The organism is Paraburkholderia kururiensis JCM 10599 = LMG 19447 (assembly GCF_003986935.1).
GTDB lineage: Bacteria > Pseudomonadota > Gammaproteobacteria > Burkholderiales > Burkholderiaceae > Paraburkholderia > Paraburkholderia kururiensis.
On record NZ_RJZE01000026.1, the window covers coordinates 91,960 to 116,120 of the forward strand.

A 24,161-nucleotide genomic window follows, 5' to 3' on the forward strand; every position below is an offset into this window, starting at 1 on the left:
TCGGCGCACGCGCCGACGACACACACGTGGCATGCCTGGCGTGCCGGTGGCCGACACGCGGATCGTCTGCATACTCACTGCGCCATATGCTTTGCCGGATCCCCGTCGTAGTTCAACGGAATCCATCGGTAGCCCGCACCGTCCGGACTCACGTGGCCCAGGCCAGGAAACGCGATGTGCGCCGCGCCGATCACATAGTGTCGCTGCGCGGCAAGTGCGAGCAGATCGTGCCGCGTCTGTTGCGCCGCGGTCGCGTCCGAATCGTATTCGACCGTCGCGGCAGGGTCACGCAGCTGAATAGAAGCAACGTGGATGACGTCGCCCCACACGAGCATCGTCTCTTTCCCGCTTTGCACCACGTAGGCGGTGTGGCCCGGCGTATGGCCGGGCGCCGCGAGCGCGCGGATGCCCGGCGCAAGCGTGGCGTCGCCATCGAACGGCTGGAAGCGTCCCGCGGCAATGTACGGAGCAACGGACTGCGCGGCCGCGTCGAAGAACGAACTCAGGAAGGCCGGCGCCGTGCGTTTGTTGTTCGCGTCGAGCCAGTAGTCGGCCTCGCGGCGCGACGCACGCACGACCGCATTCGGAAAAGCACGCTCTCCGTCGAGCATCACGCCGCCCACATGATCCTTGTGCATATGCGTGAGCAGCACGAGGTCGACCTGCTCTGGGCGGTAGCCTGCTGCACGCAGGTTCGCGAGCAGGTGCCCGCAACAATCGCCATACAGCACGCCCGCGCCCGTATCGATCAGCACGAGCTGGCTGCCGGTATTGATGAGAAACGCGTTGATCGAACCCTGCACGGGCAGCGAGAGATCGTCGCTGGCGAGGTCGTGATCGGTATCCGTGCGCGAGACGTTCGTCATCACGGTTTCCACGGGAAAGTCGTGCGTTCCGTCGAGCAGCGCAGTGACTTCGTACGAGCCCAGCATCATGCGATAGAAGCCGGGCGCCTGTGTGCGGACCTGAGGCGCAGCGGCGTGCGCGGACGACGCATGCAGAAGCGACAGCATCACCGCGGCGGCAAGCACCGCGAACGAGGCGAATGCACGGAATAACGGAACGCGGCTTACAGGCGTAAGAGACGTCTTCATGGCGTGAAGGGCTGGAAAGAAGTGAAGGAATGCGATTTCCCGCTATCGACGCCATCGATTATGGTTGCCGCTCACGCGGGCGCGAAATTAAGCGTTCTGAACGCCCCGTGGCAGCGTGTACAGCGCATGGTTGGCGGCTCTTCGCCGGCAGATGGCTCGCCCCGTCTTCAGAACTATTCAGCATCCGTTCAATGGGCGGCTGACAGACTGCGAGAGCGTCGCCCTATTTGGCCGTCACCGGTTCGTCTTGCGCGCGGACTCTGCCCAGAAACGCAAACACCGCGAGCGCACTGAGCAGCGTGATGAGCGTCAGGCCGTCGAGAAGCTGGTCGAACGCCGAATCGTAGGCTGCGTGAAGCGTCGCCTGCGCGATCTCGGGCAGCTTCGCCGCCGCGTGTGCAAGGTCGCCTGTCGCGAGCCGCGCGGCGGCCTCGTTGAGGGTACCGGGCGCTACCGCTGGCGCAGCCGCGTGCAGGCTGCGCTGCGCGAGTGCGGCGAGCAGCGCATTGACGATGGCGAGCGCGACACCCTCGCCGGCCACACGCGTAGTGCTGAAGATGCCCGTTGCCATCCCCGCTCGCGACTTCGGCACCACGCTGACCGATAACCCGTCCATCAGCCCCCACGGCAGCGCGGCCCCTACGCCGATTGCGATCATCGGTGTGATGGCGGCCAGCCCGGTGCGTGTGCGCAGCCCGCCGGCTAGCGCATGCAGCCCCGCCGCCGCGATCAGGAGCCCGAGCCCCGAAATGGCGCCCGCCGACATCCAGCGCGTGAGCGTCGCGGCGATGAACGGCACCACCAGCATGGGCGCCGACAACGCGAGCATCAGCCAGCCGGCTTGAATCGCGTCGTAGCCTTCGATGCCGATGAAGCGCAAAGGCAGCACGACGAGCAGCACGATGTAGCAATAGCACGTCGCGATGGGCAAGACCTGCACGCCGACGAAGCGCGGATAGCGAAACAGCGACACGTCGAGCATCGGCCGCTCGCTTCGTAGCTCGACGATGACGAACGCCACCGCGAACGCAACAGACGCACTGAGGGACGAGACGACAGGCGTCGACATCCAGCCGCTCGACGGCGCTTCGATCACGCCATACGTGAAGCACGCCAGCGCGGCCGTGAACGTCATGGTGCCGGCCCAATCGACCTGGCGTGCGTGAGGATCGCGCGACTCGTGCATGCGCGGAACGCCGAACGTCAGCGACAGCACGCCGGCAAGCGCGCCTGTCGAGAAGATCGCGCGCCAGCCGAACGCCGCGATCAGCCAACCCGCAAGCACCGGCCCGAACGCAAGACCTATTCCGAACGTGGTGCCCAGCAGGCTGAACGCACGGGTACGCGCGTGGCCGTCGAACTCCTGAGCCAGCGCCGCGGTGCCGCCCGCGAGCGTCGCCGCAGCGGCAACGCCCTGCGCCGCGCGCAGCAGATCGACCGCGAGCACCGAAGGCGCGAAGCCAAGCGCAAGCGAACTCAGTGTGAAACCGGCCACGCCGCAGGCGAAAAGCCGTTTGCGGCCGAACCGGTCCGCAAGCGTACCGGCCGCCATCAGCAGGCTGCCGAACGTGAGCATGAACGCGTTGGTGATCCAGTTCATTGCGGCCGGGCTGCCGCCCAGGTCGAGACCGATCGCGGGCGTTGCGACCGCACCCGCGGAAAACGATAGCGGCATGGCGAGCGCGGCAACGCAAACGGCGGCCAGCACGACGGTGCGCCTCGCGAGACCGGAAGAGCAGGTGGTATCCATCATCGATTCCTCATGGAATGCCGGCACATCGCGACATACCGCGACGCTATGCATCCGGCTGAGCGACGAACGATAATCCGGATTCAATCGGCGAAAAACAAGGCACCGTTCCGTAAATTACGGAGCGGCATTCCGCAATGGAAACGGGCCATCGGGAGTCGAACCGGCATGGACAACTTGAACGGCATCGTCGCATTCGTACGAACCGCGGAAACGCTCAGCTTCGTGGAGGCGGGGCGCAAGCTCGGCATTTCCGCGTCCGCGGTCGGCAAGGCCATTGCGAAGCTGGAGGCGTCGCTCGGCGTGCGGCTCTTTCACCGCACCACACGCCGCGTGAGCCTGACGCACGAAGGGCAGCACTTTCACGAGCGCTGCCATCGCATTCTCGAAGAATTGCGCGACGCCGAAGCGATGCTCTCAAAGGCCGCGCAGACGCCGCGCGGCCGGTTGCGGGTGAGCCTGCCCGTAATCGGCTACCGCTTTCTGCTGCCGGTGTTGCCCGCATTCAGCGCGCGCTATCCGGACGTCGAACTCGATCTCGATTTCAACGACCGGATCGTCGACGTCGTGGAAGGCGGTTTCGACGCGGTGATTCGCAGCGGCTTGCTCACCGATTCGAGCCTGATGTCGCGCCGGCTGGGCCCGTTTAGCTTCGTGCTGTGCGCCTCGCCCGAATACGTGGTGCGTATGGGCCAGCCGCGCACGGTCGCGGAACTGGCCGCACACGACTGCGTGCGCTACCGGTTTCCCACCACCGGCCGGCTGCAGCCCTGGACGTTCGGCGACGACGGCGAGCCGCCCAGGTTGCGTACGTCGATGACGTGCAACAACATGGAGGCCCTGCGCGGCGCCGTAATTGCAGGCTTCGGAATCGGCTTCGTGCCGGACTTCCTCGTGCGCGACGCGCTCGCATGCGGCTCGCTTGTCACCGTGCTGAACGATCTCGCCATTCCGCCCGGCCAGTTCTCGGTTCTCTGGCCCTCCAGCCGGCAACTGTCGCCAAAGTTGCGCGTGTTCGTGGACTTCATGTGCGAGCGGTTGTTTGTAGAAGCGTGACAGCGAAACGAAATCGTACGGTCAGGAAAAACTCAATGCACCTCGTAGGAGATTGAATGCAACACACGTCCCAACCCGTTCAAGCGAAACACGACAACGCCGTTGGCACAGTTGCCGCCTTTCTTGCCCATGCACGACGTGCGCGAACAATAGCGGCCGCTCTTGTGCTCTTCGTCCTGCCATCGCTGGCCGCAGCAGCGGGATTCGATTGTTCGAAGGCAGCATCCGCAGTGGAACGTCGACTCTGCGCCGATCCAACGCTCTCGCGCATGGACCACGAGATGAGCGAGGCATACGCGCATCTGTTGGCCACGACGCAGGACGCCGACGCATGGAAGGCCGACCAGCGCGCGTGGCTCGCTGAGCGCAACCGCTGCCATGACGATAGTTGCCTGCGGTACGAATACAGCGAACGCACCACCGTGCTGCGAGCGGGCGGGCGCTCGTTTCGCTGGAACGGGAACTGGTGGCGCGTTGACGCCGACGGCAATGCGCCGTCGAAACTCGTCATCAGTCAGCTCGGCAAGCGAGGGTTCGCGTTCGACCTCAGCGCATCGGCCGGCGCGGATACGGGCGAACTGTCCGGCAAAGCCAGCCTCGTTACGAGCGATGCCGCACGCTATCGTGGCGACGACGCAAGCGACACGGAAGGATGCGAACTCACCTTCCGGCGCGTACTGAGTCGCCTGCAGGTGGAACAGAAAGGCGATTCGGCCACCTGCGGCGCAGGGCTCAACGTGACCTACGGCGGCACGTACGTGGCTGCGGAACACGACCCGAACGTCGCGCCGGATCTGGTGACCCGCTCCGTGCTGCCCTCCGCGGAACTCGACAAGGCGTTTCGCGCCATGGTGGGCGACGACTACCCGAAGTTCGTCGATGCTGCCGACGTGGTTGGAACACCCGATCACGCAACCTTGAACGGCAAACCGGTGAGCGTCGTCAGCATGTTCGTGCGCGGCATTGCGTGCGACAGCCACGCTTCGATCGCCTACGACGAGCACGGACATCTGTGGGCCGCGCTCCTTTATCTGATCGACGAAAACAAAAGCGAAATGCGCTATTACACCAATGTCGCGAGCGACAAACGCGAACTTCCGAAATTGTTTGCATCCGAGCGCAAGGACTGTCGAAGCGATGCCGTGCCCGTGCGGATCATGCCGTGAGGCGTTGGGAGGCACGGCTGGCCGTGCAGCAGAAGAAGCCTTCCGGCCGTCAACCGCTCACCACGGCACGACCCTGCCGAGATAGTCGAGGTAATGCAATCCCGAACGGCCTTCGTAAGCCTCCATCGTACTGACGAGATTCGGAATGCTCTCTTCGATACTCAAGCGCGCCTGCGGGCCACCCATGTCTGTTCGTACCCAGCCGGGCGCCATCAGCAACAGTGTCCTCGCATCGTGCTGGTGGCGTGCGGCGAAGCTGCGCATGAACATGTTGAGCGCGGCCTTGCTGCCACGGTAGACCTCGTAATGGCCGTTCACGTTGTTGGTGACACTGCCCTGCCCTGACGACATGACACCTATCGTTCCGGTGGGCCGCACGAGATCCTGAAGCGCTTCGATCACCCTCATCGGGCTCAACGCGTTCGTCACCATGACGCGGACGAACTCTTCCGTGGAAACGTCGGCGATCGTTTCGCTGTCGTCGTTCTTGACTCCGGCATTCACGAACAGCACGTCCACTTGCCGGCCATCGAGACGACGATGCAACGCCTCGACCTGCCCGGCAATCGTGATGTCCACTGTCTCGACTTCGAGCGCGCCGTGCGACGCTTCTGCCGCTTGCAGAAGCCTTTCCATGGAGCCCGCCCGGCCTGTCGCGATCACATGCCAGCCGCGCCCGAGGTATTCCTCCGCCATTGCGAAACCCAGCCCGCGCGATGCGCCGATGAGAAGAACCGTCTTTTGTGTCGTCTTTGTCGTCGAGTCTTGCATGAGTCGTTTCCTGGGAGTGAAAGCAGAATTGCGCTGATCAGTGACGTCTCAAGCACTATATGGGCGCCGCACACGTGGCGGAAGACGCGGCGCGTGCACTTATAAAATGCACCAAACGCGATGTATCGCCCCACGCTGCCAGGAGCCCGCATGGCCGAACCCGATCTGAACCTGCTTGTTGCACTCGACGTCTTGCTCGCGGAAGGCAGCGTGATGGGCGCTGCGCGCCGGCTGGGATTGAGCGCGTCAGCCATGAGCCGCACGCTGACGCGTCTGCGCGAGGCCACGGGCGATCCGCTGCTGGTTCGCGCGGGTCGCAACATGGTGCTGACGCCGCATGCAGAAGCGCTGCGCGAACGCACGCGCGATGTGGTGAACGAGGCGCGCGTGGTACTGCGCCCCTCCGCGTCCGAACCCGATTTCGCGACGTTGCAGCGCACCTTCACCATTCGCGCGAATGAGGGTTTCGTGGAAGCCTTCGGCGCGCCGCTCATCACGGCAATCACGGCCATCGCGCCGCTCGTGCAGATACGTTTTGCGCCCAAGGCAGAGAAAACAGCGCTGCATTTGCGAGAAGGTCTGGCCGATCTGGAGATCGGCGTGCTGAGCGAAATGGGACCGGAGGTACGCGTGCAGGCGCTGTTTCGCGACCGCTTTCTTGCCGTGGTGAGGAAGGGGCATCCGCTCGAACGCGAACGCAACGTGAGCCCGGAACGGTACGTTGCCTTTGGTCACGTCGTTGCGTCGCGCCGTGGACAAGGCACTGGACCGGTGGACGAAGCTCTTGCCGCGTCAGGGCTGAAAAGAAGGGTCGTTGCCGTGGTGCCGGGCTTTCCGGCCGCGCTGGCCGTTGCGTGTGCCTCCGATCTGATCGCGTTGGTGCCCGCGTCGTTCGTGCGCAATCGACTGGAGCACGGCGAATCGCAGGCCCCCGAGGCGATCTACACGTTCGAGCTTCCGGTTGAAACCGCACAGATCACGGTCTCGCAGATGTGGCATCCGAGGTTCGAGGCCGACCCGGTTCATCGCTGGTTACGGCAGCTCGTGCTGGGTGTGTGCCGGCAGCGGGAGGCACTGTGGCGGGATTAGGCCCGATGATCGAGTGCGCCCCTTTGAATGCTGAAGCCGGTGCGAGAGTTGTCGGGCGACAGCGGCAGGCGTCCCCAGTCGATCTTCTTGTGCGGATTGACGAGAAAGCGCCCATGACGGCCCTCTACGATCTGATAAACATTCTCTTTAGACATCGATATTCTCGCGATATCAGCGCGAGTCGCGCAGTCATTCAGTCCGTTAAATCATCCATGTTATAAAACGACAATATCCTGTTATCCGAATCAGTCAAAGATACTCGACATTGCCATCCACACTGATCGCCTGCCCCGAAATATTGCGGCCGGCCGGCGACGCGAGAAAGAGCGTCATGGCAGCGATGTCGTCCACGGTCACCATGCGCCGGAGCGAGATCTTTTTGAGGTACTGCGCTTTCATCTCCTCAAACGAAACGCCTGTCGATTCGGCTCGCGCGGCGATCACCCTGTCCATTCTTTCGCCCTGCACCACGCCCGGCAAAATCGCATTGACGCGGATGTTGCTGGGTCCCAACTCGACAGCCAGCGATTTGACGAGCCCGACAATTGCCCACTTCGTCGACGCATACGGTGTACGAAACGCGTAGCCCAATCGCCCCGCCACGGACGACATCGCGATGATGCCGGGGCAGTCCGACGTCTCTTTCAGCAGCGGCACCGCCTTGCGCAGAAAGTAGTACTGGCTGTTAAGGTTGGTTGAAATGGTCCGCTCCCATTCTTCCGGCTGAATCGACTCCACCTCGCCTGTCGGCCCGGCAATGCCTGCATTGTTGATAAGGAGGTCGAGTCCTCCCAGTTTGTTGCTCGCGTCGTCTATGACGCTGTCCACCTGCTCACGGCTGCTCACGTCCGCAACACCCACGTGAAGCTTCGGATTGCGCGCTTTCGCTTTTTCGATAGCCGATGTATTCACGTCGCAAACATAGACTTGCGCGTCTGCTTGCGTGAATGCCTCTGCAATGGCGGCGCCAATGCCGGTCGCCGCGCCGGAAATGAGCACGCGCAGGCCCGGCACCGGTTTCAGTAGCTCGAAAGTATTCATGTCTCACACCAACGAAGTATCTTTGCTTGCCCCACAGAACCCGTTTCGCGGCTTACCAGTGAATCATCGGCAGCCCGGCAACGGGTGAAGTGAAGTACGGAATCGATTGGCCTTTCAGGCTGCCCAGGTACACGGTTTTGAGGTCCGGTCCGCCGAAGGTCACACTGGTTAGCCATGGTGCGATCGTGCCACCCGTCGCCTCCATGATTTTCCCCGGCACGATCTCGCCGGTTGCGAACGCTGCATCGAAGCGCGCGGTGGCGTTCTTATCGCCATCGTCAAGCAGCGTGTGAATGTCGCCGCCCGGATCGATGGCAATCAGGCGGTCCGCAAAAATCATCGCGCACCAGAGGTTTCCATACGCATCGAACGCGATTCCGTCGATCAGGCCGGCGCCCAGTTGGGTCGGACCATAGATTTCTCGAGGACCGAGTTCGCCGTTGTCCAGCACGCGAAAACGGCTGACGCGCTTCGCCGTGGTCTCGGCCACGTATAGCCATTCTTCGCGCGCGTCGAAGCGAATCTCGTTGGTAAACGCGAGCCCGTCCGCGACGATGCGCGCGCCGCGTTCGTCGAGCAGCACGATGTAGCCATCCGCAAGATTCGAACGAATCGCGTCGGGCCACGGATTGATGCGCGTGGAGACCGTGATCCAGAGGCGATCCTTGCTGTCTCTCAATACGAAGTTGACCTTTCCCATCGGCCTGCCATCGACGCTGTCGAGCAGAACGCGCATTTCGCCCGAGCGCATAAGCCGTTCTACACGATCCGTACCAATGTTCGCGATGATCACGTTGCCTTGAGCGTCCAGGGCGAGACCATTAGGCAAGGACCCACTCGTCAAGCCATCTCCGATAGCCGCGGTATCCACGTTAGCTGGCAGAACCAGCTTTTGTTCGCCCGACGCATCGATGTGCACAATCCCGCCGCGCGCATCGGCCGTCAGCAGCGAGCCATCGCGCTGCGCGAGAATGCATTCGGGACGTTGCAGCTGCGTGCCTATGGTTCGAATAGCGGCAACGTCAACCACGAAGTCTTTGATCGGATTCATTCGTTATCCTCCGTGTAGTGGTTCCGCTCGTCACATCTCCTTTGCACGTCAAGACTTTCAACTAGCCCGCAACGCCCGCAGTCGCAACGGGACGCTCCGCGGCTTGAATCGCTTTGGCGAGCAGCGGCACCAGAAGCAACCCCAGTACCGAAGCAACCACCACCACGTTGAAGCCGGAATCGCTTCTACCCGTCACGGTCTCGGTAAGCCCGAAAAGATAGGGACCGACGAAGCCGCCCAGCAACCCGATCGTATTGATGAAGGCAAGACCCGCAGCGGCCTGCACACCCTGCAGCCGTTTCATCGCAACCGCCCAATACGACGGCAGAATGCCGCCCGCAAAGAACCCGGTAATGCCAAGCAGCGTGATTTGAATCGCCTGATTCTTCGTCGCAATGAAGGCGCATGCGCTGACCACCACGCCCGCGGTCAACACGCCGAGGAAGCCGCATTCGTTGCTGATACGCCGGTGTATGCGCGGCAGCGTCAGCACGCCGATCAGAAAGCCGATGCCGACACTGCTGGACAACACGCCCACCAACAACGGCGACTTCACATGCATCTGGGCCACGATCGACGGCGTGAAAAAATACAGGCCCACGAACGCCACCTGGTTCAGAAAATAGATGAGCGCAATGAGCACGGTGGTGGGGCGCTTGAGCGCCGCGATCCAGTCTGCCGAAGTGAGATCGGCGTGGCCGTGCGTGTCGATGACGGCATGCGTCTCGAGCGCTTGCGCTTCCTTCGGCAACAGCCACTTCACCTCCGAAGGCCGGTTCGGCAGCGTAAAAAACAGCATGATGCCGACCACGATGGTGGGCACGCCTTCCAGCAGGAACATCCATTGCCAGCCGTGAAGGCTCCCTATTCCGCTAACCGTGCCAAGCTGCATGAGCGCCGCGCCGAGCGGGTTCCCGACGATGAGCGCGACGGAGGGCGCCGTGTAGATCCATCCGACCGCCACCGCGCGATCCTTGGGCGCGAACCACAGCGTCACCATGTACATGAGCGCCGGAAAGAGTCCCGCTTCAGCCACGCCTAGCAGCACGCGAAGAAGATAGAACGACCCTGGCCCCTGTACGAACATCATCGCCGTGGACAGCGCGCCCCACGTCACGGCGATGCGCGCAATCCAGCTGCGCGGCCCGAAGCGATGCGCGGCCAGATTGCTCGGCACTTCGAGCAACGCGTAACCGATGAAGAAAATGCCTGCGCCAAGGCCATAAGCCGCCGCATCGATACCCAGGTCCGCGGCCAGCGCACTCTTGGCGAGCGCGACGTTCGTGCGGTCGATGAACGACATGAAGTAGATCGCGCACATCAACGGAAGAAGCCTCGCCATCGCCTTGCGCGTGGCAATCCGATGCGTCTCTCCCAGACTATGGTCAGCGGCAATGTCGGTCATCGATGTCTCCAGAAATTGTCCTGCGTGTTCTTGTTATGCCCTCTCGTCGCCTCTGATACGAGCGACGTAGAGGGTGCAGGAGAAAGGTAATCGGGCTTCGCGTCCAACGAACGCGGAGCCGTCCGTTTACAACGAAACTACAACGAAACTACAACGAAACGCTATCGCGCCCCTTGAGCCCCAGCATGGCCCGCGCTTCGGCCGGCGTCGCGATTTCGAACGAAAGCTCTTCCAGAATGCGGCGAATCTTGCGCACCTGCTCCGCGTTCGACTTCGCCTTTACGCCTTTGGCCAGATACACGCTATCTTCCAGACCCACGCGCACGTTGCCACCCATAATCGCGCCCAGGGTCACGAGCGACATCTGGTGCCGCCCGGCACCGAGTACGGAGAATTGATAGTTCTCGCGACCGAACAGGCGATCCGCTGTCGAGCGCATCACGCTGAGGTTCTCGGGGTCCGCGCCAATGCCGCCCAGAATGCCGATGACGGATTGAATAAAGAACGGCGGCTTCACGAGGCCGCTGTCGACGAAATGGGCGAGGTTATAGAGATGTCCCACGTCGTAGCACTCGAACTCGAAGCGCGTGCCGTAATCGCTAAACTCGGTGAGGATATTCTTGATGTCGCGGAAGGTGTTGCGAAAGATCATGTCCTCCATGCCTTCCACGTATTCCTTCTCCCAGTCGAAGCGCCACGACGTCATCCTGGCCGCCACGGGATGCAGGGAAAAGTTCATTGAGCCCATGTTGAGCGAGCACATCTCGGGCTTCGCCACACGCGCATAGGCCAGCCGCTCTTCCAACGTCATGCGCGTGCTGCCGCCCGTCGAGATATTGATAACCGCATCGGTTTGCGCAGCAATTGCGGGCACGAACTGGCGGAAGACTTCGGGCGAAGGCGTGGGACGCCCGTCTTCGGGGTTGCGTGCATGCAGGTGAAGAATGGCCGCCCCGGCCTGCGCGGCCTCGATGGCATGCGTCGCGATGTCCGCCGGCTTGAAGGGCAGATATTCCGACATCGAAGGCACATGGGCCGAACCGGTGACGGCACACGTGATGATGACCTTGCTGTTTGAAATGCTCATGTAAGCAGTCTTCCAGGTAGGGCCGGATGCACAGCGATCACAACGCGCGATCCGCAAGAAAGAAGCGTGACGCAATGGATAGTAGTGAGATACGATCGGCCGCGGAAGGTCATTTACGGACAAGCTGATGTCCCATCAGGACACCGGGAGGAGACACCGTGGCGTCGAGATATCCGCTATTGAACGAGCGCATTTACGCGCCCTACAAGATTGCGGCGCTGGTCGAAGTGCTCGCGGAACAAGGCATCGCGCCGGAGCAGAGTTTGCGGGGAAGCGGCGTTGCGCCGGACGAGATCTACGACGCCTCGGTCATGACATCGGTACGGCAGTACGCGACGGTGTGCGCGAACGCGGTGAGAATGTCGTCTGATCCGCGCACGCCATTCAAAACCGGAGCGCGTCTTCATCTCGCCGCCTACGGCATGTACGGGTATGCATTGATGTCGTGCCTTTCGCTGCGAGATTACTTTCGGCTCGGCGTGAAATACCATCGGCTCGCCACGCCGACGCTCACCATTGAATGGACGGAGTACCCGAAGACTTCGGTATGGACGTTCCCGGACGCGTTCTCGTCGCATTTTCCGCATCACGTCCAGCAATTCCTGCTGGAACAGCAGTACACGCAACACGTCACGCACCTGCAGGACGTTGCGGGCCGCAAGTGTCCGCCGCTGCTTGCGCGCTTCTCGTACCCGGAGCCCTCGTATGCCGCGATCTACGAGGAGTACCTGGGCTGCCCGTGCGAGTTCGGTACGCCGGAATGCGAACTCATTTACGACAGCGCCATACTCGAATTGCAGCCGCATCTCGCGCACCGGCATTCCGCGGCGCTTCTGCAGGAAACGTGCGACCGGCTCATCGGGCAAGCGAAAACGTCGTCCGGTGTCTCGGGCGAGGTGTATCAGGTGTTGATGCGCAAGCCCGGCGAATTTCCCGGCATGGAAACCGTGGCCGCCGCATTGAAGATGACGAGCCGCACGCTGAGACGGCACCTCGCGTCGGAAGGAACGTCGTTCGTCGCCATCGTGGACGACGTTCGATGCTCGCTCGCCACCGAATACCTGAAGACCACCAAGCTGAGCACAGACGACGTCGCCATGCTGGTCGGCTTCAGCGACACGGCGAATTTCCGCAGGGCACTCAAGCGGTGGACGGGCAAAGGGGCAGGCGAAATTCGGGATCAGGACTAGCGCCTGTTCACATGAGAAGCAGGCACGGGCGCGATACCGCGTCGCACAATAAGAAAATTCCCCGTTTAGCGCGTGGCCGCAGAGCGCGCTATGATGCCAAATCGATGTGGCGCGCTTCCTGGCACCTTTTTCATGGCACCTTCGTGGCGTCCCTTATTGCGCCCCTCGTGGCGCCCCTCGTGCGCGCCGCAGCCAGACGGAAAAGCCACGGGATCGCGCCCCGAACGCTGCAATGACGAAACGCGTCCGGAACACGCAACGGACAGAAAGGAGACATGCGATGTGGTTCGTTGGAAAAAGCGAGCTTCTCTCGCTCATCGAAAAGAATTGCCTTGAAGAGGTGATGCCGGCATTCAGCGATCATCGCATCCTGCGCAAGAATGCCCTCGTCTATCGCCCGGACGAACGCAGCGACTACGTCTATCTGCTCAAGGTGGGTCACCTGCGGCTTTATCGCATTACCGAAGACGGGCAGGAAATCACGCTGTCGTTCATCAAGGCCGGCATGCTGTTCGGCGACGGCGACGTGCTCAACGAAACCAACTATTCGCATTACGCGCAAACACTCACGGATTGCCGCATCTGCTACATCAACAAGGCGGACTTCAAAGACCTGCTCGACCGTTACGCCGTCATCAGCCAGTTCGTGCTGCGCAGCCATCATCAGCGCTGGCAGGAAGCGCAGCAATTGATCGAAAGCCTCTCGCTGCACGAAGTACGCAAACGGCTGATCAACATTCTTTCGATGTTCGCGCGCCAGATCGGCAGTCCGTTCGTTCACGCAGGCGTGGGTACCGGCATTCTCATCGACCTCTCGATACCGCAAGACAAGCTCGCGGAATTTATCGGCACCTCGCGCGAGTCGGTGAACCGGCACTTCAGCGACCTCAAGAACGAAGGTCTGGTCGACACGTATCAGCGCAAGATCGTGTTGACGCCCGCGTTCATCGCGCAGTACCTGCCAGAAGCGGAAACGCCTGCCGTGAAGACGGCGCCTCCGCCCGTGAAGGGCACGCACCACGACATCAAGGTGCCGTTAGTGGGCGCGTGAAAGTGCCTGCCGCAGCGCCGCCACACCGCTTTGCGGACTCGAGAGCACCGGCACGCGCGTCGTGCCGAGCGACGGCACGAGCCGCGCCATCGAAACCTGCGCGAGCACGATAACGTCCACCGTCTCGGCAAGCTCGAGAATGGTTTGCCGCAGAATCTCGTCGTGACGCGCCGTATCGCCTGCGAGCAGCGCTTCGAATGCCGCTTCCGCCACGCGTTCCACCACAGCGATTTCGCGCGAGGCCTCCTGCGCCTTTTTGCGGATGAGCCGCACGGTGGGCTCCAGTGTGGTCTTTACCGTCGCCACCACACCGATGCGCGAGCCGAGGCGGCTCGCTTCCTCGGCCATCGTCTCGTCGATCTTCATGATGGGTGTGCGCACCATGCCGCGCACCACGTCCACCGCCTCGCCCACTGACGAGCACGCGTTCAGGATGTAATCGGCGCCCATAGCCTGTGCGTTGGCCATGTACGTGTAGAGGCGCGCCGTGACTTCGGGCGTCAGATGCCCCGCCGCGCGCACGTCGTTGAGCAGGCTGTCGTCCACGATGTTGATCATGCGGACATCGGGCAGTTGCTGGTTGAACTGGTCTTTGAGCGGCTGCACGGTGACGGGGCCGGTGTGTACGACGACGATGGTGGTCATGTCTTTCAGGTTTCCGTAATGAATGGCAAACGCGGAATGGCACACGCGGAGTGGCAAATGTATCAGGCAGTAGCGGCCGCCATGACGCGTTCCTGGGTGGCTTCGTCGCGCTCGAACAGGCCGTTCACACGGCCTTCGCGCACAACGAGGATACGATCGCTAATAGCAAGCACTTCCTGCAGGTCCGACGAGATCGCGATAATCGCAACGCCTTGCGCCGCGAGTCGAGCGAGTACCGCGTGCACCTCGGCCTTGGCGCCGATGTCGATGCCGCGGGTGGGCTCGTCCACGATCAGAAGGCGCGGGTGGAGCGCCAGCCATTTGGCGAGCACGACCTTCTGCTGGTTCCCGCCGCTGAGATTGACGACCTTCTGTTCGATGGAAGGCGTCTTCACGCCGAGTTCGCGAACGAACTGGCGGCAGCGTTCATCTTCTTGCGCGCGCTTGACGAATTGCAGCGGCGAGTAGGTTTCAAGATGCGTGAGGCTGAAGTTCTCGCGTACGCTCATGCCGGCCACGAGCCCCTGCGCCTTGCGGTCTTCGGTTGCGAAGCCGATGCCATGGGCGATGGCGTCGTGCGGGCTGGCAATCGATGCAGGCCGTCCATCGATGAGCACTTCGCCCGTCGCCGGGCGCATGCCGAAAATCATTTCCATGATCTCGGTGCGCCCCGCGCCCACGAGACCCGCAATACCGAGAATCTCGCCGCGATGCACGCTGAACGAGATGTCGCGAATCCAGCCGGCCGCGCCGCTGCGGGTGCGCAGCGAAAGGCCGCGCACTTCGAGCACGATTTCGCGTGTCGCGTGGGATTCCGATTTCGCGTAAAGCTCGCTCAATTCGCGCGCCACCATTTCACGCACCAGCCATTCGCGGTCCACGTCGCGCATTGCGGCGTCCGCCACGGTGGATCCGTCGCGCAGCACGGTCACCCGGTCTGCTAGTTCGAACAACTCTTCCAGCCGGTGCGAGATGTACACGATGCCGATGCCGCGCTCGCGAAGCCGCTTGATGAGATCGAGCAGCAGCCGCGTTTCATGATGGCTGAGCGACGCGGTGGGCTCGTCCATGATGAGAATCTTCGGCTCGCAAGACACTGCCTTCGCGATTTCCACCATCTGCTTTTGCCCCACGCTGAGACCGCTCACGAGCCGGCGCGGGTCGAGCGTCATGCCGATGTTGGCCAGCAGTTCGCTCGCCTGTGCGTTCATGCGCGCACGATCGATGAAGCCGAAGCGATTGAGCGGCTCGCGGGCCAGAAAGATGTTTTCGGCAATGCTCAGGTTGTCGACAACCGAAAGCTCCTGATAAATGATGCCAATGCCCAGTTCACGCGCGTGGTTGTTATCCGCGAGCACGACGGACTGCCCCTCGACCAGAATCTGCCCGCCGGCATCCGGTTGCAGCACGCCGGTCAGTATCTTCATGAGCGTGCTCTTGCCCGCCCCGTTCTCGCCCGCAAGCGCGAGCACTTCGCCGCGCGTAACGTGCAGGCTGACGCGATTGAGCGCCCGTACGCCGGGAAAGGTTTTCGAGATGTTGCGGACTTCGAGAAAGGGGGTCATCGCGTGTCTCTCAAGCATGCTTCTCAAGCGGTATCTGCAGATACGACTCGCATCATGCACGGGCCGCTATCCAGAGCGGCCCGTGTTTCTTCGTGATGCGACATTTACCGATAGCTGGCGTTACTTGGTGTAGGTGCCCAGATTGGCCTTGGTCACCACCGTCACGCCCGTGTCGATGTCCTGCGCGCTGGTTTCCTTGCCCTGAATCTGCGCGTAGAGGTGATCTACGGCAAGACGTCCCATCGTGACCGGCCGCTGCACGATGATGCCCTGAATCAGGCCGTCTTTGACGCCCTTGATCGTATCCGGCAGATCGTCGAAGGCCAGCACTTCGAGCTTGCCCTTCTTGTCGCCGAATTCGCGCGTGCTGAGCACCTTCGCGACGGCGGGACCACCCACCTGGCTCACGCCGAAGATGCCCTTCAGTTGCGGATGCGCACGCAGCGTCGTTTCGACCACCGACACGCCGCGCGCAAGATCGTCGTCCGTGCCCTGCGTTTCCACGATCTTGATGCCCGGATATTTCGCGAGTTCCTGCTTGATGCCCGTGATGCGCTCATTCAGGTTCACTGCACCCAGCTGGCCCGTGATGATCGCCACTTCGCCGTTGCCGTTGAGGGCCTTGGCCATGGTGGCTGCCATGGTCGCGCCAGCGGCCACGTTGCTCGTGCCGATATACATGGAGCGGCCGCTCTTCGGCGAGTCCGAATCGTAGGTGAGTACCTTGATGCCGTTGCGCTTCGCCTGCTGAATCACGTTCTCCACGGACTTCGGTTCATTCACCGAAATCGCGATGCCGTCCACGTGGCGCGCCATCAGGTCTTCGATGATCTGTACCTGTGTCGATCCCTGCGTATTCTGCGGCACGACCCATTGGTAATTGATGTTGTACTTCTTCGCTTCCTCTTTCGCGCCCGTGTTGCAGTCGTCGAAGAAGGGCACGGCCACCTTCGGGATCACGGCAACGGAAATGGACTGCGGGTCCTTGGCAGATGCCGGTTGCGCGAGCACCGTGCCCAGCGCGGCCGCGGCCAGTGCGAAGCTTGCGCCATTGACGATCGCCTTGCGAAGCAGACGGGATTTCATTGTGTTGTCTCCAGGTTTATAAGATTGATGAGCCAAGCTGCGCGATGTTGCTATCGCGCCTTACGGCGCAGTCTCCAGATGTCGATGCTGACCGCAATCAGGATGACGCAACCCGTAATGGTTTGTTGTGCGTAGGTATCGATGTTGAGCAACACCACGCCGTTGGTGATGATGCCGGCGAGTGCCGCGCCGATCACCGCGCCCTCCACACTGCCGGCGCCGCCCGAAAGGCTCGCGCCGCCAATTGCGGCTGCGGCAATCACGTCCAGTTCGGCGCCGAAGCCCGCAGCCGGTTCGGCCGATACGAACCGCGAGAAGCTGATGACGCCCGCAAGTGCGGCGATCACGCCCGAGAGCAGATAGACGAGAAACTTCACGCGGTGCGTGCGCACGCCGCTCAAGTGCGCCGCGGTCTCGTTGCCGCCCGTCGCGTAGACGTGGCGGCCAAAACGCGTGCGCCGCATGACGACGGAAAAGCACGCCGCCAGCACTACCATCACGACCACCGGCACCGGAATGAAGCCCACGTAGCCCTGGCCGAGATACGTGAAGCCGTCCGGCACGTCCGGTGTAACGGGCACGCCTTTGGTGATGATGTACATGAGGCCGCGCCCGATGCTCAGTGTGCCGAGCGTTGCGATGAACGGCGGCAATTGCACACGCGTGACGAGCAGGCCATTCGCGGCACCGGCCACCACACCCGTGGCGAGCCCGGCCGCCACGGCGACGAACGCGTTGAGCCCATGCTGGAACGCAAGTGCCGTGATGAGCGACGACAAACCCATGACCGACCCGACAGAAAGGTCGATGCCGCCCGTCACGATCACGAGCATCATGCCGATCGCCATGATCGCGGTGAGCGAGAACGAGCGGAACACGCCCATCAGATTGTTGGTGGTGAGGAAGTACGGAGAGCACAGGCTGATCAGCACCCCCACGGCAATCAGCACCGCGAATATGTTGAATTCCCGCACACCGAGGCACGCTCGCACGGTCGCGAGCAGGCGGGATTCGGTATGCGCCTCGACGCGGGTGGGAATGGCTTTCAACGCATGTCTCCTTGATCGTGTTCTTGCGCTTCCTTCAATGCGCAAAGAGTACGGGGAGGTCCGGTTGCGAAACTGTGATGGGCGTCATACAACGGGATCGGGGTTATCCCTCAAGGTGACGGCAAAAGGGGGGCAGCGCGCCGCCGGTGCCTGGCGCAGCAGCGCGCACGCTATGACGAGCGTCACAGACTTGGCGGCGCGGAACTCGCTACGCTGCGTGAAAGAACAGGCGCATGGGCGTCTGTCCCTTGAACCCGATCTGGAGGAGAGAGCGCATGACCAAGCGTGTGATAGTGACCGGCGGCAGCGGCCTGGCCGGCAAGTGGGTAGTGGAGAATCTGGTCCAGCATGGCTACGACGTAATGAATCTCGACCGCGTGCCGATGCCAAAGCGCACGGTGCGCACGCTGATTGCCGACATCACGGACGCGGGCCAGGTGTTCAACGCGCTCGCCTCCAGCACGGCGCCGGTGGAGTTCGCCGACGACCTGGAGCCGAAGCCCATCGACGCGATCGTCCACTTCGCGGCCATTCCGCGCATCATGATCACGACCGACAACGAGGTCTACCGCATCAACGTGATGGGCACCTACAACATTCTCGACGCGGCCTCGAAGCTCGGCATTCGCAAGGTGATCGTCGCGTCGAGCGAGACGACCTACGGCGTGGTGTTCGCCCACCGCCATCGCGATCCCGCGTATTTCCCGCTCGACGAGACATATCCCGTCGATCCGATGGATAGCTACGCCACGTCGAAGGTGGTGAACGAAGTCACGGCGAAGGCGTTCCACGCGCGTACCGGTTCGGACATTTACTGTTTCCGCATCGGCAACGTGCTCGATCCCGAGGACTACGCGAAGTTCTCCACCTGGAACCAGGACCCGGCGCTGCGCAAACGGATTGCGTGGAGCTACATCGACGGGCGCGACCTCGCCGAGGCGAGCCGGCTCGCGATCGAAAAAGACGGGCTGGGCTTCGAGGTCATGAACGTGGCGGCAGACGACGTATCGTCCGACCTGCCCACGCGCACGCTGCTCGATCGCTACTACCCGGGCGTGCCGGTGAAGAAGCAGCTGGGCGAATTCGAGACGCTGCTCAGCAATGAAAAGCTCAAGCGCCTGCTGGGCTGGAAACAGCAGCATTACTGGCGCGAAGAGGCGAAGCGCTTCGGCAAATAACGTAGAAGGGCCGCCGCGAGCAATCCTGCGGCCCCCGCTCGCCTCCTCTCCCCCTCTCCCGCCCTTTCCTCCCGCCCCCGCCCCCCCGCCGCGCCACAGCATCCCGCAAGGCATGCTGTGGTTTGCCATGACAAAAGCCCTATCGCGACGGTGGTACATTAGCTGCCTGAACTCGAAAGCATGGGCGCGCCTGGGGTCGTACTCTCACGCGCCGCCGCAATAAGCGTCCGGCGTGCGTCCCGGTTCGATGGTGTCCGGTTTCACATGTCACGGCCGCGGGTCACGGACTCAGGAGACGACAATGAACGTGCCAATGGACGTGCGCCAGCGCGATCACATCGAAACCGTGGTCTTGACGACCACCGGCCAGTCGCCGGCCGCTGCGCGCATGCACGACGCCATCATCCGCAGTTCGTGGCAACGGTGCGTGCATCAGTACGGCCTCGATCCCACCCGCATGCAGGAAGCGCGCATCGTGCCGCAAACGCGGCTGCGCGAGCATCAGCAGCGCATCGACGACTTCGCGCGCATCGCCCGCTATGGCCTGGAAAGCCTGTACGGCCAGGTGGCCCAGATGGGCTACGTCGTGCTGCTGACCGATGCCGACGGCGTCACCGTCGACTATCTCGGCGACGCCGCCGCGGACGCAGGGCTGCGCCGCGCTGGCCTTTATCTCGGCGCAGAATGGAGCGAGAACGGCGCCGGCACCTGCGCGGTGGGCACCGCGCTGGCCACGGGCCAGGCCTTGACCGTGCATCAGGCCGATCACTTCGACGCCACGCACATTCCGCTCACCTGCACCGCCGCGCCGCTATTCGACTCGCACGGCCAGCTCAACGCGATCCTCGACATTTCCGCGCTTAGTTCGCCGCAAGCGAAGGACAGCCAGATGCTCGCGCTGTACCTCGTGCGCACCTACGCGAGCCGCATCGAAGACGCCTGTTTCCTGCGCCGGCACAGGCAGGACTGGATTCTCAAGCTGAGCCCGGCCTCCGAATTCATCGACGTCAATCCGGAATACCTGATCGCGCTCGACGCCAATGGCTGCATCGTGGGCCACAACCACCGCACGCAGCACATGCTGACGGCCGAACCGGGCGTGGCGTCCATGGGCACACCCCTGCTCGGCATGCGATTCGACACGCTTTTCGACGCGCGCCCGGAGGAACTGGGCCGCTTCGTCTATTCGCGGCCCAGCGAGCAGCGCATCGTGCGCCTCAGCAGAAGCGGACGGCTGCTCTATTTGAGCGTCATGCCGCCGATGCTGCGTCTGCCGCCCTGCACGCCGCAGAGCGTGACCGCGCCGATCCCCGCCGAACTGGCCGCGCTATGCGGCGGCGATGCGGCTCTGCAGCAGCAATTGCAGCGTGCCGCACGGCTCGTCGATGCGCCCATCAATCTGCTCATCAACGGCGAGACGGGCAGCGGCAAGGAATACCTCGCGCGCGCGTTGCATCGGGCGAGCGCGCGCCGCGACGGTCCGTTCATCGCGGTGAACTGCGCGGCGATTCCCGAGACGCTGATCGAGAGCGAACTGTTCGGGCACCTGCCCAACAGCTTCTCGGGCGCGGGACCGAAAGCAAGGCGCGGACTGATTCAGGAAGCCGACGGCGGCACGTTGTTCCTCGACGAGATCGGCGACATGCCGCGAGAACTGCAATCGCGTCTGCTGCGCGTACTGGCCGAAGGCGAGGTGCTGGCGATTGGCGCGTCGCGTCCGGTCAAGGTCAATGTGCGCGTGATTTCGGCGACCCACCATCCGCTCGACCAGTTGATCAGCGGCGGCGGCTTCCGCGAAGACCTGTATTACCGGCTCAACGGCGCACGGCTCGTGTTGCCGCCGCTGCGCGAGCGTAGCGACCTCGACTGGCTGGTCGAAAAGTTTCTTGCGGTGCCGGAGGGCGAGCCTGGCTTCACGCTCTCCGAGCCGGCCCGCGCGCAACTGCACCGGCACCGCTGGCCGGGCAATCTGCGCGAATTGCGCAACGCGCTCGAATATGCGCGCGCGGTGTGCAGCGGCAGGCACATCGAGGCAAGCGATCTGCCGGAGGGCATCGGTGGGCCGTCGGCTCTGGCGGCATCTGCCTTGGCCTCGGCCTCCCCCTCTGCCCCCGTCGCGGCAGGAAGCGCCTCGACTGCCCACGAATATGCGGCCCCGGATGCGACCGCACATCGGTCCCACGAGGCGCACGAACAGGAACCGCAAGCGCTGCCCCCCGAAGCCATGCTGCTCGTGCAGCATCTGCGCGTCTGCGGCTGGAACCTGAGCGCCGTCGCGCGCCAGCTCGGCATGAGCCGCATGACGCTGTATCGCCGCATGGCGCGCTACGGCATCCAGTCACCCAACCGCAGCGATAGCACCGGCCTCGGACCAACGCAAACGCCATCGCCAACGCCAGCGCGCCGCAGCGCAAGCTGACAGCGCAGGCTCACCCGGCACCGCGATACGCCTGTCTACTGCGATGCACCTGATGCTGTGACACCTGTCACCGGCACGTCGCCCGCTCGCCTTTTTCGCCTGCTGTTTTTCGGGGTAATCCCGTAAATCTCGCGTCTCGCCGGCCGTAATTCGGCTTGGCATACCTGTTGCGGATACGCCTGTCAGTACAAACAGACAGGAGACAGGCATGCGCGAACCCGCCCCGGTTCGTCCGCAAGCGGTGGGCATCATCGCCAATCCGGTATCGGCGCGCGACATCCGGCGCGTCGTGGCGAACGCCAACAGTCTGCAACTGGCGGACCGCGTCAACATCGTGCTGCGCGCCATGGCGGCGCTGGGCGCATGCGGCGTCACGCAGGTGCTGATGATGCCGGACCGCGAAGGCCTGCGGCCCATGCTGGAACGACACCTGGCGCGCGAGCGGGCAGCCGCGGCCAGCACGCACGCGTGGCCCCAGCTGGAATGGCTCGCCATGCCCACCACAGCCCGTGTCGACGACACGTTTCTCGCCGCCCGCCTGCTGCGCGAAGCGCAGGTCGCGGCCATCGTCGTGCTGGGCGGCGACGGCACGCACCGCGCGGTCGTGCGCGAGTGCGGGCAGGTGCCCATCGCCGGGCTTTCCACGGGCACCAACAACGCGTATCCCGAACTGCGCGAGGCCACGCTTGCTGGCCTCGCAGTGGGCCTCTACGCCACGGGCCGCATCGCGGCGGATACGGCACTCGTCTACAACAAGCGGCTCGACGTGACGTTGAACGCGGCCAACGGCGCCGTGCGGCACGACATCGCGCTCGTGGACGTGGCCATCGCGCACGAACGCTACATCGGCGCGAAGGCGTTATGGCGCACCGATTCGCTCGCGGCCGTCTACCTGGCCTTTGCCGATCCGGAAGCGATCGGCCTGTCGTCCATTGGCGGCATGCTCGCGCCGGTGGGCCGCCGCGAGGCGGGTGGGCTGCATGTGGAAGTGGCGCCGCGTGAATCGGCCGGGCCACGCGCCTTACACGATTCCGCTGAGTCACGCGATTCACGTGACTCGCGCGCGCCGTCATCTGAATCTGAACCGGCCCAACCGCTCTTCCATCTGCACGCCGCCATCGCGCCTGGCCTGCTGCAGCCGGTGCCCATCCATGGCTGGCATCGCCTCACAGACGGCGAGCCGGTCCGCGTGCGCCAACGTTCGGGCGTGGTGGCACTGGACGGCGAACGCGAGATCACGTTCGGCCCCGACGATCGCCTCACGATCACGCTGCGCGAACGCGCCTTCCGTTCCGTCGACGTCGCCCAATGCCTGCGCCATGCCGCCACGCACGGTTTGCTGCGCGCGCCGCCGTTCGCATCAGCGCTCGCGTCCGCCAGCGCCAAGCCTCTACCTTTTCCCTCGCACCAGTGACACAAAACCGACCAAGGAGACAGCATGACTGCGAAACCTTCCCTGCCACTGCAGCGCAACGAACTGCTCGACTGCTACCGCAGGATGCGCACTATCCGCGACTTCGAAGAGCGCCTGCACGTCGATTTCTCGCGCGGCGACATTCCCGGCTTCGTCCACCTCTACGCCGGCGAAGAGGCCGCGGGCGTGGGCATTCTGCATCACCTGCACGACGGCGACCGCATTGCCAGCACGCACCGCGGCCACGGCCACTGCATTGCCAAAGGCGTGGACGTGATCGGCATGATGAAAGAGATCTACGGCAAGACGGGCGGCTCCTGCAACGGCAAGGGCGGTTCCATGCACATCGCGGATCTTTCCAAGGGCATGATGGGCGCCAACGGCATTCTGGGCGCGGGCGCGCCGCTCATCTGCGGCGCGGCGCTCGCCGCGAAATTCCGCGGCAAAGGCGAAGTGGGCATCACGTTCGCGGGCGACGGCGCCTCGAACCAGGGCACGTTTCTCGAAAGCCTGAACCTCGCGGCCGTGTGGAATCTGCCCGTCATCTTCGTCATCGAAAACAACGGTTACGCCGAGGCCACGTCTCGCGACTACGCCACGGCGGTGGACAGCTACGTCGATCGCGCCGCGGGCTTCGGCATTCCGGGCGTGACCGTGGACGGCACCGACTTCTTCGCCGTGCACGAAGCCGCGGGCGAAGTGATTCGCCGCGCGCGCGAAGGCGGCGGGCCGTCGCTGCTCGAATGCAAGATGGTGCGCTTCTACGGCCACTTCGAAGGCGACGCGCAGACCTACCGCGCGCCCGGCGAACTGGACAACATCCGCGCCCATCGCGACTGTCTGAAGATTTTCGCGGCGCGCGTGACCGAAGCCGGCGTGCTCACGCAGGGCGAACTGGACGACATCGACCGCGAGGCGGCCGCGCTCATCGAACGCGCGGTGCAGGAAGCGAAAGCGGCGCCGCAGCCGCAACCCGCCGACCTGCTCACCGACGTCTACGTGAAGTACTGACCCGCCCGACTGACTGACTAACGCACCGAACGCGACGAATCAA

Annotated in this window: 21 protein-coding genes; 9 read left to right on the forward strand and 12 right to left on the reverse strand. The window is 63.3% G+C overall.

Features of this window, described 5'->3' with window-relative positions:
- Nucleotides 1-74: 74 nt before the first annotated feature.
- Nucleotides 75-1,094: an MBL fold metallo-hydrolase gene (locus tag PKKP23_RS27025; RefSeq protein ID WP_126879155.1), complete on the reverse strand. Its 1,020-nt coding sequence runs from the start codon at nt 1,092-1,094 to the stop codon at nt 75-77.
- Between the two features lie 223 nt (nt 1,095-1,317).
- Complete coding sequence (locus PKKP23_RS27030; protein ID WP_126879186.1) at nt 1,318-2,844, reverse strand: MFS transporter; 1,527 nt, start codon at nt 2,842-2,844, stop codon at nt 1,318-1,320.
- A gap of 168 nt (nt 2,845-3,012) precedes the next feature.
- On the opposite strand from PKKP23_RS27030, the gene PKKP23_RS27035 reads away from it, so the two are divergent.
- The gene (locus PKKP23_RS27035) at nt 3,013-3,900 is read left to right on the forward strand and encodes a LysR family transcriptional regulator (protein WP_126879156.1); all 888 of its coding nucleotides are present in this window, start codon (nt 3,013-3,015) and stop codon (nt 3,898-3,900) included.
- 56 nt (nt 3,901-3,956) lie between these two features.
- Complete coding sequence (locus PKKP23_RS27040; protein ID WP_126879157.1) at nt 3,957-5,066, forward strand: lysozyme inhibitor LprI family protein; 1,110 nt, start codon at nt 3,957-3,959, stop codon at nt 5,064-5,066.
- A gap of 57 nt (nt 5,067-5,123) precedes the next feature.
- Here PKKP23_RS27040 and PKKP23_RS27045 read toward each other — a convergent pair whose 3' ends face one another.
- The gene (locus PKKP23_RS27045) at nt 5,124-5,837 is read right to left on the reverse strand and encodes an SDR family NAD(P)-dependent oxidoreductase (RefSeq protein ID WP_126879158.1); all 714 of its coding nucleotides are present in this window, start codon (nt 5,835-5,837) and stop codon (nt 5,124-5,126) included.
- A gap of 150 nt (nt 5,838-5,987) precedes the next feature.
- On the opposite strand from PKKP23_RS27045, the gene PKKP23_RS27050 reads away from it, so the two are divergent.
- A complete protein-coding gene (locus PKKP23_RS27050) occupies nt 5,988-6,926 on the forward strand; it encodes a LysR family transcriptional regulator (protein WP_126879159.1) in 939 nt (312 codons plus the stop codon).
- Here the strand turns inward: PKKP23_RS27050 and PKKP23_RS33825 are convergent.
- From PKKP23_RS33825 to kce, 5 genes are all read right to left on the reverse strand, one after another.
- Nucleotides 6,923-7,081 carry a hypothetical protein gene (locus PKKP23_RS33825; RefSeq protein WP_161978151.1) on the reverse strand — a complete coding sequence of 53 codons (159 nt, stop codon included), beginning with the start codon at nt 7,079-7,081 and terminating at the stop codon, nt 6,923-6,925. The genes PKKP23_RS27050 and PKKP23_RS33825 overlap by 4 nt on opposite strands.
- 94 nt (nt 7,082-7,175) lie before the next feature.
- Nucleotides 7,176-7,967: an SDR family oxidoreductase gene (locus tag PKKP23_RS27055; RefSeq protein ID WP_126879160.1), complete on the reverse strand. Its 792-nt coding sequence runs from the start codon at nt 7,965-7,967 to the stop codon at nt 7,176-7,178.
- A 52-nt stretch (nt 7,968-8,019) separates the two neighbouring features.
- Nucleotides 8,020-9,018: an SMP-30/gluconolactonase/LRE family protein gene (locus PKKP23_RS27060; RefSeq protein WP_126879161.1), complete on the reverse strand. Its 999-nt coding sequence runs from the start codon at nt 9,016-9,018 to the stop codon at nt 8,020-8,022.
- A 61-nt stretch (nt 9,019-9,079) separates the two neighbouring features.
- Nucleotides 9,080-10,423, reverse strand: coding sequence for an MFS transporter (locus tag PKKP23_RS27065; RefSeq protein ID WP_126879162.1), 1,344 nt, complete (start codon nt 10,421-10,423; stop codon nt 9,080-9,082).
- 148 nt (nt 10,424-10,571) lie between these two features.
- Nucleotides 10,572-11,510 carry a 3,5-dioxohexanoate:acetyl-CoA acetone transferase gene (kce, locus tag PKKP23_RS27070; RefSeq protein ID WP_126879163.1) on the reverse strand — a complete coding sequence of 313 codons (939 nt, stop codon included), beginning with the start codon at nt 11,508-11,510 and terminating at the stop codon, nt 10,572-10,574.
- A 158-nt stretch (nt 11,511-11,668) separates the two neighbouring features.
- On the opposite strand from kce, the gene PKKP23_RS27075 reads away from it, so the two are divergent.
- Both PKKP23_RS27075 and PKKP23_RS27080 read left to right on the forward strand, forming a co-directional pair.
- Nucleotides 11,669-12,700, forward strand: a complete 1,032-nt coding sequence (locus PKKP23_RS27075) for an AraC family transcriptional regulator (RefSeq protein WP_126879164.1) — start codon at nt 11,669-11,671, stop codon at nt 12,698-12,700.
- A 280-nt stretch (nt 12,701-12,980) separates the two neighbouring features.
- Entirely contained in the window at nt 12,981-13,751 is a 771-nt protein-coding gene (locus tag PKKP23_RS27080; RefSeq protein ID WP_017775158.1) for a Crp/Fnr family transcriptional regulator, read from the forward strand.
- On the opposite strand, the gene PKKP23_RS27085 is transcribed toward PKKP23_RS27080, so the two are convergent.
- From PKKP23_RS27085 to PKKP23_RS27100, 4 genes are all read right to left on the reverse strand, one after another.
- The gene (locus tag PKKP23_RS27085; protein WP_017775157.1) at nt 13,737-14,396 is read right to left on the reverse strand and encodes an aspartate/glutamate racemase family protein; all 660 of its coding nucleotides are present in this window, start codon (nt 14,394-14,396) and stop codon (nt 13,737-13,739) included. The genes PKKP23_RS27080 and PKKP23_RS27085 overlap by 15 nt on opposite strands.
- Before the next feature lie 62 nt (nt 14,397-14,458).
- Nucleotides 14,459-15,961: a sugar ABC transporter ATP-binding protein gene (locus PKKP23_RS27090; RefSeq protein WP_126879165.1), complete on the reverse strand. Its 1,503-nt coding sequence runs from the start codon at nt 15,959-15,961 to the stop codon at nt 14,459-14,461.
- Between the two features lie 120 nt (nt 15,962-16,081).
- Entirely contained in the window at nt 16,082-17,047 is a 966-nt protein-coding gene (locus PKKP23_RS27095) for a sugar-binding protein (RefSeq protein WP_126879166.1), read from the reverse strand.
- Between the two features lie 50 nt (nt 17,048-17,097).
- Nucleotides 17,098-18,096 (reverse strand): ABC transporter permease, encoded by a 999-nt coding sequence (locus PKKP23_RS27100; protein WP_126879167.1) that lies wholly within the window; start codon nt 18,094-18,096, stop codon nt 17,098-17,100.
- A 275-nt stretch (nt 18,097-18,371) separates the two neighbouring features.
- Here PKKP23_RS27100 and PKKP23_RS27105 point away from each other — a divergent pair, with 275 nt between their 5' ends.
- The 4 genes from PKKP23_RS27105 (at nt 18,372) to PKKP23_RS27120 (ending at nt 24,118) form a co-directional block, all read left to right on the forward strand.
- Nucleotides 18,372-19,274: an NAD-dependent epimerase/dehydratase family protein gene (locus tag PKKP23_RS27105; protein WP_017775153.1), complete on the forward strand. Its 903-nt coding sequence runs from the start codon at nt 18,372-18,374 to the stop codon at nt 19,272-19,274.
- Nucleotides 19,275-19,587: 313 nt separating this feature from the next.
- Nucleotides 19,588-21,693: a sigma-54-dependent Fis family transcriptional regulator gene (locus PKKP23_RS27110; RefSeq protein ID WP_126879187.1), complete on the forward strand. Its 2,106-nt coding sequence runs from the start codon at nt 19,588-19,590 to the stop codon at nt 21,691-21,693.
- Nucleotides 21,694-21,901: 208 nt separating this feature from the next.
- Nucleotides 21,902-23,107, forward strand: coding sequence for an ATP-NAD kinase family protein (locus PKKP23_RS27115; protein WP_126879168.1), 1,206 nt, complete (start codon nt 21,902-21,904; stop codon nt 23,105-23,107).
- Nucleotides 23,108-23,131: 24 nt separating this feature from the next.
- Nucleotides 23,132-24,118, forward strand: coding sequence for a thiamine pyrophosphate-dependent dehydrogenase E1 component subunit alpha (locus PKKP23_RS27120; RefSeq protein WP_126879169.1), 987 nt, complete (start codon nt 23,132-23,134; stop codon nt 24,116-24,118).
- Nucleotides 24,119-24,161 lie beyond the last annotated feature (43 nt).

What these genes read in the sequence shown, in the direction of transcription:
- PKKP23_RS27085 (WP_017775157.1), bottom strand. Translation starts at nt 14,396, where the DNA reads ATGACCACCATCGTCGTCGTACACACCGGCCCCGTCACCGTGCAGCCG.
- PKKP23_RS27090 (WP_126879165.1), bottom strand. Translation starts at nt 15,961, where the DNA reads ATGACCCCCTTTCTCGAAGTCCGCAACATCTCGAAAACCTTTCCCGGC.
- PKKP23_RS27030 (WP_126879186.1), bottom strand. Translation starts at nt 2,844, where the DNA reads ATGGATACCACCTGCTCTTCCGGTCTCGCGAGGCGCACCGTCGTGCTG.
- PKKP23_RS27060 (WP_126879161.1), bottom strand. Translation starts at nt 9,018, where the DNA reads ATGAATCCGATCAAAGACTTCGTGGTTGACGTTGCCGCTATTCGAACC.
- PKKP23_RS27120 (WP_126879169.1), top strand. Translation starts at nt 23,132, where the DNA reads ATGACTGCGAAACCTTCCCTGCCACTGCAGCGCAACGAACTGCTCGAC.
- PKKP23_RS27095 (WP_126879166.1), bottom strand. Translation starts at nt 17,047, where the DNA reads ATGAAATCCCGTCTGCTTCGCAAGGCGATCGTCAATGGCGCAAGCTTC.
- PKKP23_RS27055 (WP_126879160.1), bottom strand. Translation starts at nt 7,967, where the DNA reads ATGAATACTTTCGAGCTACTGAAACCGGTGCCGGGCCTGCGCGTGCTC.
- PKKP23_RS27050 (WP_126879159.1), top strand. Translation starts at nt 5,988, where the DNA reads ATGGCCGAACCCGATCTGAACCTGCTTGTTGCACTCGACGTCTTGCTC.
- PKKP23_RS33825 (WP_161978151.1), bottom strand. Translation starts at nt 7,081, where the DNA reads ATGTCTAAAGAGAATGTTTATCAGATCGTAGAGGGCCGTCATGGGCGC.
- PKKP23_RS27080 (WP_017775158.1), top strand. Translation starts at nt 12,981, where the DNA reads ATGTGGTTCGTTGGAAAAAGCGAGCTTCTCTCGCTCATCGAAAAGAAT.
- PKKP23_RS27110 (WP_126879187.1), top strand. Translation starts at nt 19,588, where the DNA reads ATGGACGTGCGCCAGCGCGATCACATCGAAACCGTGGTCTTGACGACC.
- PKKP23_RS27040 (WP_126879157.1), top strand. Translation starts at nt 3,957, where the DNA reads ATGCAACACACGTCCCAACCCGTTCAAGCGAAACACGACAACGCCGTT.
- PKKP23_RS27115 (WP_126879168.1), top strand. Translation starts at nt 21,902, where the DNA reads ATGCGCGAACCCGCCCCGGTTCGTCCGCAAGCGGTGGGCATCATCGCC.
- PKKP23_RS27035 (WP_126879156.1), top strand. Translation starts at nt 3,013, where the DNA reads ATGGACAACTTGAACGGCATCGTCGCATTCGTACGAACCGCGGAAACG.
- kce (WP_126879163.1), bottom strand. Translation starts at nt 11,510, where the DNA reads ATGAGCATTTCAAACAGCAAGGTCATCATCACGTGTGCCGTCACCGGT.
- PKKP23_RS27065 (WP_126879162.1), bottom strand. Translation starts at nt 10,423, where the DNA reads ATGACCGACATTGCCGCTGACCATAGTCTGGGAGAGACGCATCGGATT.
- PKKP23_RS27045 (WP_126879158.1), bottom strand. Translation starts at nt 5,837, where the DNA reads ATGCAAGACTCGACGACAAAGACGACACAAAAGACGGTTCTTCTCATC.
- PKKP23_RS27105 (WP_017775153.1), top strand. Translation starts at nt 18,372, where the DNA reads ATGACCAAGCGTGTGATAGTGACCGGCGGCAGCGGCCTGGCCGGCAAG.
- PKKP23_RS27025 (WP_126879155.1), bottom strand. Translation starts at nt 1,094, where the DNA reads ATGAAGACGTCTCTTACGCCTGTAAGCCGCGTTCCGTTATTCCGTGCA.